This window comes from Microbulbifer sp. TYP-18, assembly GCF_040932045.1.
GTDB lineage: Bacteria > Pseudomonadota > Gammaproteobacteria > Pseudomonadales > Cellvibrionaceae > Microbulbifer.
The window spans coordinates 459519-473049 of record NZ_JBFRBC010000002.1 but is presented as its reverse complement, the minus strand read 5'-3'; the positions used below and the strand labels follow the sequence as shown (position 1 = coordinate 473049).

12 protein-coding genes are annotated in these 13531 nt (G+C 60.8%); all 12 read right to left on the bottom strand.

The window, feature by feature from the left end:
• Window positions 1-37: 37 nt before the first annotated feature.
• The 12 genes from ABVT36_RS04105 to gshB all read right to left on the bottom strand — a co-directional run bounded on the left by ABVT36_RS04105 (window position 38) and on the right by gshB (window position 13192).
• Window positions 38-1669: a TldD/PmbA family protein gene (locus ABVT36_RS04105; protein ID WP_368455392.1), complete on the bottom strand. Its 1632-nt coding sequence runs from the start codon at window positions 1667-1669 to the stop codon at window positions 38-40.
• 25 nt (window positions 1670-1694) lie between these two features.
• Window positions 1695-3026, bottom strand: a complete 1332-nt coding sequence (locus tag ABVT36_RS04100; RefSeq protein WP_367148870.1) for a TldD/PmbA family protein — start codon at window positions 3024-3026, stop codon at window positions 1695-1697.
• A 41-nt stretch (window positions 3027-3067) separates the two neighbouring features.
• Window positions 3068-4699, bottom strand: coding sequence for a TldD/PmbA family protein (locus ABVT36_RS04095; RefSeq protein WP_368455391.1), 1632 nt, complete (start codon window positions 4697-4699; stop codon window positions 3068-3070).
• 757 nt (window positions 4700-5456) lie between these two features.
• Window positions 5457-6689 (bottom strand): heme biosynthesis HemY N-terminal domain-containing protein, encoded by a 1233-nt coding sequence (locus ABVT36_RS04090; RefSeq protein WP_368455390.1) that lies wholly within the window; start codon window positions 6687-6689, stop codon window positions 5457-5459.
• Window positions 6686-7837 (bottom strand): uroporphyrinogen-III C-methyltransferase, encoded by a 1152-nt coding sequence (locus ABVT36_RS04085; RefSeq protein WP_368455389.1) that lies wholly within the window; start codon window positions 7835-7837, stop codon window positions 6686-6688. The genes ABVT36_RS04090 and ABVT36_RS04085 overlap by 4 nt, the downstream gene beginning before the upstream one ends.
• Window positions 7800-8432, bottom strand: a complete 633-nt coding sequence (locus ABVT36_RS04080) for a hypothetical protein (RefSeq protein WP_368455388.1) — start codon at window positions 8430-8432, stop codon at window positions 7800-7802. The genes ABVT36_RS04085 and ABVT36_RS04080 overlap by 38 nt, the downstream gene beginning before the upstream one ends.
• Window positions 8433-8439: 7 nt before the next feature.
• Entirely contained in the window at window positions 8440-9198 is a 759-nt protein-coding gene (locus ABVT36_RS04075) for a uroporphyrinogen-III synthase (RefSeq protein WP_368455387.1), read from the bottom strand.
• 24 nt (window positions 9199-9222) lie between these two features.
• Window positions 9223-10140 carry a hydroxymethylbilane synthase gene (hemC, locus tag ABVT36_RS04070; RefSeq protein WP_368455386.1) on the bottom strand — a complete coding sequence of 306 codons (918 nt, stop codon included), beginning with the start codon at window positions 10138-10140 and terminating at the stop codon, window positions 9223-9225.
• Window positions 10141-10214: 74 nt separating this feature from the next.
• On the bottom strand, window positions 10215-10637 hold the full coding sequence (gene ruvX / locus ABVT36_RS04065; protein WP_368455385.1) for a Holliday junction resolvase RuvX: 423 nt from the start codon (window positions 10635-10637) through the stop codon (window positions 10215-10217).
• Window positions 10637-11221 carry a YqgE/AlgH family protein gene (locus tag ABVT36_RS04060; RefSeq protein ID WP_368455384.1) on the bottom strand — a complete coding sequence of 195 codons (585 nt, stop codon included), beginning with the start codon at window positions 11219-11221 and terminating at the stop codon, window positions 10637-10639. Before ABVT36_RS04060 ends, ruvX begins: the two co-directional genes overlap by 1 nt.
• Window positions 11222-11280: 59 nt before the next feature.
• On the bottom strand, window positions 11281-12189 hold the full coding sequence (locus tag ABVT36_RS04055) for an energy transducer TonB (protein ID WP_368455383.1): 909 nt from the start codon (window positions 12187-12189) through the stop codon (window positions 11281-11283).
• Window positions 12190-12235: 46 nt separating this feature from the next.
• Window positions 12236-13192, bottom strand: a complete 957-nt coding sequence (gene gshB / locus ABVT36_RS04050; RefSeq protein ID WP_368455382.1) for a glutathione synthase — start codon at window positions 13190-13192, stop codon at window positions 12236-12238.
• Between the last annotated feature and the right edge of the window lie 339 nt (window positions 13193-13531).

The following is a 13531-nucleotide window of genomic DNA, read 5'->3' as shown; positions in this document are numbered from 1 at the left end:
CTGTGTCCCCCGGGTCGCCCGGGGGACACGCGCAGGATCAGCCCAGTTTGCGTTTGGTGTTGATCACGTTGACATTGTCGAAGCGGGCAGTGGCACTGCCGTGGGATACGGCACTGACCTGGCTCGGCTGACCCTTGCCATCGAAAAAGGAGCCCCCGAGGCGGTAGTCGCGTTTGTCACAGATCTGCGAACAGGAATTCCAGAATTCCTGTGTGTTCGACTGATAGGCAACATCTTCCAGCATGCCGGTAATCTCGCCATTTTCGATCTCGTAAAACAGTTGACCACCGAACTGGAAGTTGTAGCGCTGCTGGTCGATGGAGAAGGAGCCGTCGCCGATGATGTAGATTCCTTTCTCCACATCCTTGATCATTTCCTTCACGCTCAACTCGTCGGTTCCGGGCAGTAGCGATACATTGGGCATGCGCTGGAATTGCACGCTGGACCAGCTGTCGGCGTAGCAGCAGCCGTGGGATTCTTTTTGCCCCAGCATGTGCACCTGGTCGCGGATGGCCTGGTAATTGACCAGTACGCCCTCTTTTACCAGATCCCAGTTGCGGGTCTTCACGCCTTCGTCATCGTAACCCACTGCTCCCAGGGATCCCGGCTGTATCTTGTCGGCGAACAGATTCACCTTGTCGCTGCCGTACTTGAACTTGCCGCTGCGCCACTTGTCGATGGTGGCGAAAGAAGTGCCGGCAAAGTTGGCCTCGTAGCCCAGCACCCGGTCCAGCTCAAGCGGGTGACCTACGGATTCATGTATGGTCAGCCAGAGATGGCTGGGGTCCAGAACCAGGTCGTACTTGCCCGGTTGCACGGACTTTGCGCTGAGTTTTTCCCGGGCCTGCTCGGCGGCCAGGCGGGCGTCCTCCACCATGTCATAGGAATCGCGATACAGCACTGTCTGCGACTTGACCTTGTCTTCCGCGCGGCCATCCAGATATTCAAAGCCACGGCCTACCGGTTGGCCCAGGCCGTCGCGGGTGCGGAAGCCGCCCGTCTCCTTGTCCACAGCGGTCACGGTAAACGGCGCCCAAAGTCGGTGCACGTCCTGATCGATATAGGAGCCGTCGGTGGAGGCGAAATATTTTTGTTCGTTGACCAGGTAGAGCATGGAGTTGATGAAGTTGGCTCCCGCTTCGAGGGCCGCTTCGTTCACTGTCATGAGCAGGTCGACTTTTTCCGCCAGTGGAATTTCCATGGCGTTTTTCTGTAGTGGCGTTCTCCAGCTCACTTCGCCATAGCCTTTCTGCGCGGCGAGCTGTACCGGTTCTCCCTGATACTTGGCGTTGGCCTTGGCAGTGGCCACCGCTTTGGCGGTGGCGCGGGCAATACCATCCACAGTCATATCGTTGGTGGCGGCGAAACCCCAGGTGCCTTTGGCAATCACGCGTACACCCATACCGATGGATTCGGTGTTGACCACGTTTTGCACTTTCATCTCGCGGGTGACCACATACTGGTTCAGATAGCGGCCGATGCGCACATCGGCATAGGTGGCGCCCATCTTGGTGGCGGTATTCAGGGCTGTGTCCGCCAGCTCTTTTTTGACCGCTGTATCGATGCCACTGAAAGTTAACTGGTTTTCGGCCACCACATGGCCCGACAGTGGCAGCATGCCAATGCCGAGCCCTGCACCGCCCAATTGGAGAAATTTTCTTCGGTCCATGTCAGATCCTCAGTGTTGGGCGTGGTTAAACGGCGTCGGAGAGGCTGCTGAAGGTGAAATCGCGCACCTTCAATGCGGGAATCATTGCAGAGAAGCCCCACATGCCCACACGTTCTGCCCTGCCCATATCCTCGATATTGTTCAGCATGATCACAGGGCTTTCGTTGAAACGGAAATTCTTGATCGGATACTTGATTTTGCCGTTTTCTATGTAAAAGGTGCCGTCGCGGGTCAGGCCGGTCAGCAGCAGCGACTGTGGATCCACCATGCGGATATACCAGGTGCGGGTCACCAGAATACCGCGGCGGGTGCTTTTGACCAGCTCCTGGGTGGATTTGTCGCCACCCACCATAATCAGGTTGGTGGGGGTGGGGACGGCTTTCTCTTCACTCTGGGAGGCCCAGTAACGGCTGCGCGGCATGTTCTCCACTACACCGCCCTTGATCCAGTCGACGCGCGAAAGCGCCATGTGATCATCTTCCGCCCAGGGCACAGAGGGTACATTGAGGTCGGTGGGGTCGGAGTAGAGATGGACGCGCTTGTCGAACATCTTTTCACCGATACGGTTGCCGCCGCCTTTCTTGCTCATAAAGCTGCGACCTTCATCGGCACTGCGGGCGTTGAAGCTGAACATCATGTAGCCAATCAGCCCCGATGCCGCACTCGGTTCCAGCACTACTGTGTACTTGCCTGGTTCCAGCGCACGCGCCTCTTGCGACATGACCGCTTTATCGATGGCCACCCCGGAAGTGGCGCCAGTGTCCATGGAGGTAAAGTCGGTGACATCGCTCTGGGCCCAGCCGGAGCCGAGGCCGTTCTCGGTGCGCATGGTCACGGTGAAGTTGGCGGAAGTGGAAACATGGTATCCGAACAGGCCGCGGGTGTTGGCCACGGCGGCAAAGGCCCGCTCATCCTCCAGATAGCCGGCGGCGATGACTTTCTTCTCCTTCGCCGCGACAATGGAGTCCGCGGCGGCTTTGGCGCGCTGGTCCGGTGATATGTCTGCGGTGGCTTTGGCGAAGCCATCCACCACCGAATATTTTTGCTCACCCAGAAGTGGCATGGCTTCCGGATTGTCCGGGGACAGCTTGGCAAGTTCTTCGGCACGGCGCATGACTTTTTCCAGCGCCGCATCGCTGAATTCGTTGATGGTGGCGACACCGGATTTCTTGCCGTAGCGCGCTTCCACCGCGAGTTCCACATTGTCGACGATGCCACTGGTGGATACGCTGTTGCGGGCATAGCGAATGTTGCCGGTTTCGGCACCGCTCAACTGGGCGCTGGCAGCTTCGGCGCGGCTGTATTTCAGCACCTTGTCGAGGATACGCTTGGCTTCGCTTCTGGATAAAATTGCCATTTTGTTCTGCTCCAAAAAATTTGTTTTCGTTCACCGCCGCATCATGCGATTTTGCGCTTGGTGTTGATTACGTTCACTTGGTCGAATCGCGTGGTCGAGCAGCCGTGAGAGACGGCGCTCACCTGGCTCGGCTGTCCCTTGCCATCGAAGAAGGTGCCACCCAGGCGATAGTCGCTGCGGTCGCAAATGGCGCTGCAAGAATTCCAAAATTCCTGTGTGTTGGACTGATATGCCACATCCTCCACCTGACCGACGATTTCGCCGTTTTTGATCTCGTAAAACAACTGGCCGCCGAACTGGAAGTTGTAGCGCTGCTGATCGATGGAGTAGGAGCCGCGGCCGAGGATGTAGATGCCTTTTTCCACGTCCCGGATCATTTCCTTGGAGGAATACTTTTCGTCTCCCGGCGCCAGCGATACATTCGGCATGCGCTGGAACTGCACGCTGGACCAGCTGTCGGCGTAGCAGCAACCATGGGATTCCTTTTGGTCGATCATATGCACCTGGTCCCGGGTGGCCTGGTAGTTCACCAGAATACCGTCTTTCACCAGGTCCCAGCGCTTGGTCTTCACACCCTCGTCGTCGTAACCGACGGCACCCAGAGAGCCGGGCTGTACCTTGTCGGCGAACAGGTTGACCTTGTCGCTCCCATATTTGAATTTACCGCTGCGCCATTTGTCCAGGGTGGCGAAGGAGGTGCCGGCGTAGTTGGCTTCGTAGCCCAGTACCCGGTCCAGTTCCAGGGGGTGGCCGACCGACTCGTGGATGGTCAGCATCAGGTGGGAGGGCTCCAGCACCAGGTCGTACTTGCCCGGCTCGATGGACTTGGCCGTCAGTTTGGCCCTGGCCTGTTCGGCGGCCAGGCGGGCGTCCTCCGCCATATCGTAGGAGCCTTTGTACAATACGGTCTGGCCGTGAATCTTGTCTTGCTCGCGGCCGTCCAGATATTCGTAGCCGCGCCCCACCGGATCGCTGAGACCATTGCGGGTCTTGAATACTCCCGTGTCCTTGTCCACCACCGTCACCTGCATGGGTGCCCAGAGGCGGTGCACGTCCTGATCGATATACGAGCCGTCACTGGAAGCGAAGTATTTCTGTTCATTGACCAGGTAGAGTGACGAATTGATGAAGCTGGCACCGGCCTTCAGGGCGCCGTTGTTCACCTCCATCAGAAAGTCCACTTTTTCGCTGATGGGGACCTGGAAGGCGTTTTTCTGAATCGGCGTCTGCCAGGCCACTTCCCCCACACCCTTAACCGGTGCCAGCTGGACCGGTTCGGTCTGGTATTTGGAGTTGGCCTTGGCGATCGCCACCGCCTGCCGGGCCGCCCTGGCGACCCCGTCTTTGGTCAGGTCATTGGTGGCGGCGAAGCCCCAGGTACCATTGGCGATCACGCGGATACCGGCTCCGAAAGACTCGGTGTTGACGATATTCTCGATCTTGGTTTCGCGGGTGGTGACGAACTGGTTCAGGTAGCGGCCGATACGGACGTCGGTATAACTGGCTCCGGCGCGGCGGGCCGTGTCCAGCACGACATCGGAGAGTGACTTCTTCAGTGCTGCGTCCATGCCATTGCTGGCCAGTTGTTCCGCACTGACGGGCAAACCGTAGACGGGCAGTAGCACCCCGGTGCTGCCCACGCCGGCAATCTTGAGAAATTTTCTTCTTTCCATTGTCCTCCCCGCGCCCCCGGGCCCACACCGCTGCGCGACCGGGTCGGGAGCCTGTTATGGCTAGTTGATGGTTTTGTGCTGCCGCGAAGGAAGCGGGTACACCCGGCTCCGCACCCCAAGCTTTTGTTTGAGCGCTATCTGGCGGCCGGCCAGTAGGACAGAAGACTGCCAACAGGGCGGTTTGTAAAGGGGTGCTCGGTAGAGTGACGCCGATTAGCGTCGAAATGCGTGCAGTGGTGGTCTGAGCCGGTTTTGGGCGTAAGACAGGCTTATACTGCGGCGGAACTGCCCGTTGGCGCCGCATTCATCGAAACGGAAGCTGGTCCTAGTAGGTTGTTGAGAAAGCCCTCCCTGGCTTCCCTCAACCCGGGTTTGCGGCTCATGTCCGCAAACCCTCCACGACAAATCAAGCAGTTACATGCTTGATTTGCGGCCCGAACACCCCTGTTCGGGACAGCAGGCTGCTGAAAAGGATTTTTTCAACAGCCTGCTAGGGCCTGTTCACACTAACGGAGTTGGCCCTGTTGTGACAGAAAAGGTGCCAATCGAGGCAAGAGGAGCACGGTTTGGTTGTTCCAAATGAGCGACGAGCAACGAAGAGTGGCGCCTTTTCCGGCACAACCCGAAGGGCGGCCCCTGGTTTTGCGCCCTGCGGCGTTAGAAATTGCTTATGTGGACCCACCACACTCCGCAACTCCTGCCTTGCAGGCCACAAAACCTGAAGCAGCAGGGCTATCTCAGTTAGTGTGAACAGGCCCTAAGTCAACAGTGGCGTGCGCCCGGCAGGCAGAGGTAGTTCAGGCAGCTTCGCGACGGCCTGGATCAGCCCCTCGCGGCAGAGTTCCGCCGCTTCCTCGGTTTCCCCCAGAGCGCGCAGCAGCCGCGCCAGTTCCGCAAAAGTGGTCGGGTCAGAGCGCAACTGCAGGCTTTTCTCGAAACACTGCCGCGCCTTGCCCCAGAGCTCATTGCGCAGGTAGAGGCGGCCAATACAGGTCAGCAATTCTCCGCTGTCGCCGTATTCTTTAAGCCAGCCCTCCGCCACCGTCAGCTGCATCGAGGGATTGGCTTCCGTGAGGCAACCGTAAAGCCGGGTCATATCCGGGAGCCACTCCCGATTGATCACCCAGCGCAGGTGTTTTTCCGCTTCCACGTCGTCGCCAACCCGGTGCAGCTGTGCTGCGAAGAGGCAGCGCAGTTCCATATTGCGGTGCCAGCGCCCGCCCAGGCCGCGCCAGATCTGGTTCAGTTTGTCCGCTTCCGCCCGCTCCGCGGCGTCCACCAGTTGGTGCTGATAAATCTCCCGCTCCAGCTGTTCCAACTGCTCCTGGCTCATATTGGCATGCTTTTCCAGTTCCGGCAGCAGCTTGCGCAGACTGTTCCAGTCGCCCAGGTGGTAGTAGGCATCCTTGAGCAGCTGAAGCAGGGCCGGGTGTTTGGGTTCGACCTGCTTGGCGCGCTGCAAACTGGCGATACACTGTTCGTAGTGCTTTTCGATCAGTTGCATGCGCGCCTGGCTCAGGGCCACGGCCAATTGCGTGTCTTCGCCACTGGCCTCGGCCTTGGCGAGCAATTCGTTGGCCTCGTCCCGGTAACCGAGTTCGAAGGCACTGCGCGCTGCGGCCAGGTAGTTGATCAAAGGCGCGTCCGAACGCGGGGCGGACTTTAGCAGCTGGCGGCGGGCGCGGGCCCAGTTGCCCTCCATAAACTCCACCAGGCCGTTGGTCAGCCGGCGCCGCGCAACCCGGTTGCGCCCGAAGCGAATCCGGCTCACGCCGCCTTCAATACCGCGCAACAGGCTGCGTATCAGCCAGATGACCACAAATAGCAGCAGCAGTCCCAGGACCAGCGCACCTATGGCAACCCACAGGTTCATTTCTATACGTTTGCCACCGATTGCCAGCAGCAGATAACCGGGGTGGCTGCGGATCATTTCCGGAACAAAGGCGCCAAAGAGCAGAAAAGCGAGAATGAAAAAAAGGATACGCTTCACTGGGAATCACCCTCCGGCGCCGGTGTGTCGCCAGCGGGCTTCGGGTCGTCGGGCGGCTGAAGTTCGCTCTCTTCTGATTGGGGGGCGGCCCGCCCCAGGCCTTCCATATAGTTGTGCAGGGCATTTTGTGAGGCCGCCAGGCTGGGCAGCTCCGCGGCAATGTTTTTCGATATCAGCTGGTCCAGCTCGGCCACGAGGCGGTCGCGCCTGTCGGAGGCAGTGCCGTAATCCAATAACAGCTGACGGGCGCGATTGAGTGAATCCCGGTAGACAGTGGTATCGCCCCGCAACAGGGCCAACTCTGCCTGCTCCATATTGAGGCGCAGGTTCTGCCGGAAGCGGACCTCACTCTGTGGTGACAGCAGGACGGGGTCAATATTGCCGTCCCGGATGCGAATGGACTCGCTCAAAAAGCGGGTGAAGAAGTTGTGCCAGCTGCGGGTCAGTGGGCTGCCGGAATCACTGCCCTCCTCCGCTTCGGGTTCGCTCGCCGCTTCCCGTATGAGATTGAACTCGGGCTGGATACTGGTGCGCAGCATCTGCTCTTCCAGTGCCCGCAGGCGCAGGTAGATTCCGTCCAGATCCACCTGGTCCACCAGCTTCAGTGCGGTGATGTCCTGCGTTAACTGCCGGCGCACACCGTAAAGGTCCGGCAGGTCCACCTGGCGCAGAATATTGTCTGCTTCTTCCAGCAGGCTCAGGGCGGTACCGCTATCGCGCTCCAGCAACAGGCGCTGATTGGCGAGGCGCAAAAGGTATTCCGCTTCCGCCAGCCGCCAGTCATCGCGGCTGACGTTGCCCAGTTGGCCCAGGCGGTTGCTTTGGGCGGTGACTGTACGCTGCAGCTGCGCCAGTTGCTGTTGCAGAGTGGCGATGGTCTCCCGCTGTTGATCCAATTGCTTCGTCAGGGTGGCCATGGCCATTCGCTGGGCTTCCAGCGCGGCGGCGTCAGTGGTTCTGGGCGGGTCCTCCCGGTTTGCGCCGGGTACGCTTGCCGGCGCGGGGGTCTTGACCTCGCTCGCGGGAGTTGGTTGAGCCGTTTCCCCCCCTTCCTGGTGGCCGCGCAAAGACGCCAGCTGGCGCTCCAGGCCGGCCTGCAACTGCGGCCAGTTATACCAGCTCCAGGTGCCCGCACCTGCGAGTAGCAAGATGAAAATCAACAACCAGAGCCAGCGCCTGCCCCCGGATCCCTTGGGTGCGACTTTGCGCCCTTGCGCCTGTCGGGCCGCTTTGGGGGTATCCTCCCCCGGTTCCGCTTTTTGCGTGACTGTGGGTATTTCCGGGGATGGCGCTGGTGATTTTGATTTTTCGTTTGTCATGGCTGCCAGGCAGAGGTGGGGATGTCGCCAAATTATAGCGACTGAAGTCACGCTTGATAGGATGTATGGCGCTCTTTTGAGTTTTTACCGGATCAATGGTGAAAAGCTGTGCAAATTGTCCCCCCGGATTTTCGAGGCAATAAGGCAATAGATAGGAGTCGAGGTACAAATCAAAGGTACAGCTGCTTGATTTGTCGCGGAGGCTTTGCGGACCAGCGCCACAGATCCGGGCTGAGGAAAGCCGGGCAAGGCTGTTCCAACCGGCACTAGCAGGCTGTTGAAATTCGAAGAATTTCGACGCTTGGTACCGGAATATGGATGTTCCGGCAAAATCAACGACGCCTAAGTCGTTGATTTTGGGAGAAAAGTGAAAATCACATTTTTCGCTTTTCGTGTTTTGAAACAGGCAGGATGCCTTTTTCAACAACCTGCTAGAGTTGCGCCAGGGCCGCCAGCATGGCCGTATCGCCGGCGTTCTGTGCCTCGATCACCCTGGAGAAGCCGAGGTCTCGGGCCAGCGCGGCAACCCGCGCGCTGGGGCAGATCAGTGGTACGGCAAACAAATGTCGGGTGCCGGCCAGTCGCGCACAGCTGGCGAAGTTTTCCAGGGTTTCACCACTGTGCACTGTCACGGCGTCCGGTTGATGGCGGTAGCGGCGCAAGTTTCCCTCCGCATCTTCCGGCAGGGTACGCCGGTAGAGTTCGCAGTAATCCACTCTGGCGCCGCGCTTGCGCAGGGCAGCGCCGATCTTGGTGCGGCCTCCACAGCCGCGAAACACCAGCACCCGCTGATCCTCCACCTGTTGCAACCCCGGCAGCGAGAGCAGTTCCGCTGAGTCCATGGCGTTTGCGCCCCTCTCACAGTGGACCCCCTGATTTGACAGCGCCCGCGCCGTAGCGGTGCCGATGGCGTAATAGCGGGGTCCCTGGGGAAGCTGTGGCCAGTAGTCCCACAGCCACTCGAAACCGAAACGAACCGCGTTTTGCGATACGAAGATGGCGTATGCAACCTGGTCGAAATCGAGTATCTGATTTTTGATGGCGTGCAACGGCGGGCCGGAGCAAATCGGTTCTATTGCCAGCATGGGAATACTATCGACCAGGGCGCCGGCATCCAGCAGTGCCCGGCGCCATTGTTCGGTCTGGTGTTGCGGACGGGTAATCAGAATGCGTTTGTTGCGCAGAGCCATTTGGCCGCCCCCGCAGTGTCCCGGTCAGATAGTGGCAAGGATACGGTCAGCGCCCTGTGCCAGTAGCATTTCCGCCACCGCTACTCCCAGCGCTTCACTGTCTTCTGCCCCACCGCGCGCCTCCGCACGCACCAGGGTGCGGCCATCGGGGCTGCCCACCAGGCCCCGCAGCCACAGTTGCTTCCCCTCAATTTCTGCATAGCTACCAATGGGTACCTGGCAGCTGCCGTCGAGGCGTTTGACCAGTGCCCGCTCTGCGGCCAGGCGCGCATTGGTCTCCGGGTGGTGCAGGGGGCACAGCAGCGCCTCCAGATCCGGGTCGCGGCGACTCTCGATACCGACGGCGCCCTGGCCACCGGCGGGCAGCAGCAGCCCGGGGGAGAGGAAATCGCGGATGCGCTCGCGCATGTCCAGCCTCAGCAGGCCGGCCGCCGCCAGGATGATAGCGTCAAACTCACCTGCATCCAGTTTGGCCAGCCGGGTGTTGACGTTGCCGCGCAGAAACTTCACCGTCAGGTCCGGGCGCCCGGCCAGCAACTGGCACTGGCGGCGCAGGCTGGATGTGCCCACCACAGAGCCCTTTGGCAGGGCGTCGATGGTGGCGAAGTGATTGCTGACAAACGCATCGCGCGGATCCTCGCGCTCGCAGATTACCGGCAGGTGAAGCCCATCGGGGAAGGCCATGGGCACATCTTTCATGGAGTGTACGGCGATATCTGCACGTCCCTCCAGCATGGCGACTTCCAGTTCCTTGACGAACAATCCCTTGCCGCCCACCTTGGCCAGGGGCCTGTCCAGCAGCTGGTCGCCGCGGCTGGTGAGCGGCAGCAGCTCCACCTCGAGTGCCGGGTGCTCCTGCTCCAGCCGGTTTTTGACGTGGTTGGCCTGCCAGAGCGCCAGGGCACTCTCGCGGGTGGCGATGCGGATCTGCTTGATGGGCATGTGGCTTCGGTCGATTGGTTCGGAAAGGTGGGCGATTCTACCAGTTTCGCCGCAGCTTGATGAAATACCCTGTGTCAGGCGCGGGCCCGCAGCCAGTCCTCCAGGATGATGCGCGCGGCGATGGAATCTACCGGACTGTCGGCGTAGTTGCCCTTGTGGCCCCGGGCCGCGGCTTCTTCTTTGGCGGCGCGGGTGCTCAGGCGCTCATCCACATACTCTACCGGCAGGCCCGTGCGCCCGTGCAGGCGCTGGCCAAACTTGCGCGCCCTGGCTCCGAATGCGCTGTCGCTGCCGTCCATATTGAGGGGCAGTCCCACCAGCAGTACCTGTGGCTGCCAGGTGTCGACCAACTGCTGCAGTCGCTGCCAGTCGGGTTTGCCATCCCTGGCGGGTAGGGGCGGCAGTTCGCGCGCACTGTCGGTGAGGCTCTGGCCGAAGGCGATGCCAATGGATTTGGTGCCGAAATCGAATGCCAGTGCGGTGACCAATACGGCCATCAGGCATGCCCCGCCTGGCTGCCCATGCCGGCGAGGTCTATGCCGTGGCGCGCGGCCGCTGTCTGCCAGCGCTTTTGCCACGGGGTTGCAAACAGGATTTCCGGTTCCGAAGGCAGGGTGAGCCAGGCGTTTTCCGCCAGCTCCTGCTCCAGCTGGCCGGCCCCCCAGCCGGCACAGCCCAGTGCCAGCAGCACATCATCGGGGCCGCGCCCTATGGCTAGGGATTCGAGTATGTCCTTTGATGCGGTGAGGCTGATTTCCCGGTTGACCTCCACCGTCGAGTCGAAGCCGGCCCCGGCCCCGTGCAGCACGAAGCCCTGCTCCGGTGATACGGGTCCGCCCAGCATCACCACCTCGTCGCCGCGAAGGCTGGAATCTTCCAGTGACAATTGTGCAAAAACCTGGCCCCAGGTCACCTTGCTGGGTGTGTTCACCACTATCGCCATGGCACCCTCCGGATTGTGTTCGCAGACGAAGGCGATGGTCTGGTGAAAGCGCGGATCCTGCATCCCGGGCATGGCGAGAAGAAACTGGCCGCGCAGGCTGCCGTGGGTCAGGTCGCTGTCGATATTGCTAAGGTGCATAGGCGTTGGTTCAAAAGCTGTTATTGGAGAGGCGGGAGACGGCGCCGGTCACTGCAATTCTAGCCGGGCCCGGGTGGGTCGGCTGCAGCGGTGGAGAGACCGGTCATTTCAAAGCGCCAGGTGCGAATGATTTCCAGGCGGTCCGCCGACTTGCGGATCTCCGCCGGAAAGGGTGGAAAAGGTGCCGCCAGCCGCACTATTTGCTGTGCGGCATCATCCAATACAGCTTCGCCGGAGGACTTTAGGATGGTCACTTTCTCTACGGCACCGTTGGGCAGCAGTCGCACCATCATACGCAGATTTCCGGTAATCTGCCGGCGCAGTGCTTCCTGTGGGAAGTTGTCATTGCCCACCGCCTCCACCTTTTGTCGCCAGTCGTGCAGGTAGGCTGCGTCCGCCGACGCGCGGGCGGCCACCGAGGTGAGGCGGCGCACCCGCGGCCGCCGGGCGATGGTTTGGCGAATCTTGTCCAGTCGCGCCTGCAGGCTGGCAATTTCCGGGTTGAGCTGTGGCAAGTCATCGGGCGCATCGCCGCGCCGCTGTGCGGACGGTTTATCCTCCGCCAGTGATTCGGTGGCCTGCACCGGGCTGGCGCCGGTGGTAGTGATCACCTGGCGGCGCTGTTCGGCAGGCCTGGCCGCCCGCTGTTGGGGAAGGGGGTTGACGTCGCGGATGACGCTGTCGGCAATCTCGGCGCGGCGGTTGCTGGACAGCTCCCGGGGGGCTTCGGCGGTGCCGCTCGCCTGCTGGTTGTGCTGTGCCAGGTAGTCGGCGTCTTCGGGCGCCTGCGCGGCGCGGTGCTGGGCCAGGGTCACCTCCAGAGTTGGCGGTGCCTGGGGTGCTTCGGGCGCGGCAAATGCCACACCGAAAATCACTATTGCGTGCAGTGCGCAGGCGAGAAACAGCGCGAATACGAAACGGTCGTGCTGGACTGCCAGGTGCTGAGCGGTACTACCGGTCACGTTCATGAGGATTGCTGTCGCTTGCGGTCCGGTCGGCTGTGGACCGCCGAGTTTACCCCTTTTGCGCCAGCCGGTCTGTGATGGCGCTCATCAGCAGGGCGCCGATGTCGGTGCCGTAGGCGGCGTCGATCTCCCGCACGCAGGTAGGGCTGGTGACGTTGATTTCGGTCAGATAGTCGCCGATTACATCCAGACCCACAAACAGTAAACCGCGCTCTTTCAGGGTGGGCGCCACCTGCTGGACGATCCAGCGGTCCCGATCCGACAGAGGCCGTGCTTCGCCGCGACCGCCGGCGGCGAGATTGCCGCGGGTTTCACCGGCCTCGGGGATGCGCGCCAGGCAGTATGGGACTACCTCGCCGTCGACTACCAGAATACGTTTGTCGCCGTCCTTGATTTCCGGGATATAGCGCTGTCCCATAATTTGCCTGGCGCCGCGATCGGTCAGGAGTTCGAGGATGGCACCGAGGTTGGCGCCATCGGGTTTGCAGTGAAAAACGCCGCTGCCACCCATGCCGTCCAGTGGTTTGAAAATGACATCGCGGTGCTTGGCGTGAAAGGCGCGCAGCCGGGCCATATCGCGGCTGACAATCAGTGGTGGACAGCACTGGGGGAAGGCGGTGGCGAAGATCTTCTCGTTGCAGTCGCGCAGAGACTGCGGCCTGTTGACCACCAGTGCACCCTCCCGCTCCGCGGACTCCAGGATATAGGTGGCGTAGAGGTATTCGTTGTCGAAGGGCGGGTCCACCCGCATCAACATCGCGTCCAGGCGGCCCAGCTGGCATTCACTGGGATTCCCCAGTTCGAACCAGCGTGCTGGGTCGTCGAATACCTTTAGGGAGCGACCCGAGCCCATAGCGCACCCGCCGTCCAGGTAGAGGTCCGACGGCTCGAAGTAAAACAGCTCGAAACCGCTGTTCTGTGCCGCCTGCAGCAGAGCCAGGGAAGTGTCTTTGTGGAAGTTGATATGGGCGATGGGATCCATCACCACGCCGAGAGAATAACGCATAAAGGTATCCGTGCCGGGAGGGGCTGTTACGTTAGATACGTTTGTTTGCCAGGCCGGTAAGTTAAGAGGTGCCCGCGATGGGTGCAACTTTAATTTTCCCCGGGTGGCCGCAGGTGTCCGCCGGATGCGGGCCGGCGTGGCAAGGGGTGCCGGGACATAGCCCCGCACAACAGGGTTGGCTGGAGCGGCAATTGCCGGTTTTGTGGCCTTTTTGTTCCCGACGGGACCGGCGGCGAATTTTTGAGCGAAGTGGAGGCGCGCGCCGGATGCCGGTGGATTCACCCGGGGTTATATGATAAAAGTTCTATTCAATGCGTGGTCCGGGGGAAGACTTTCCAC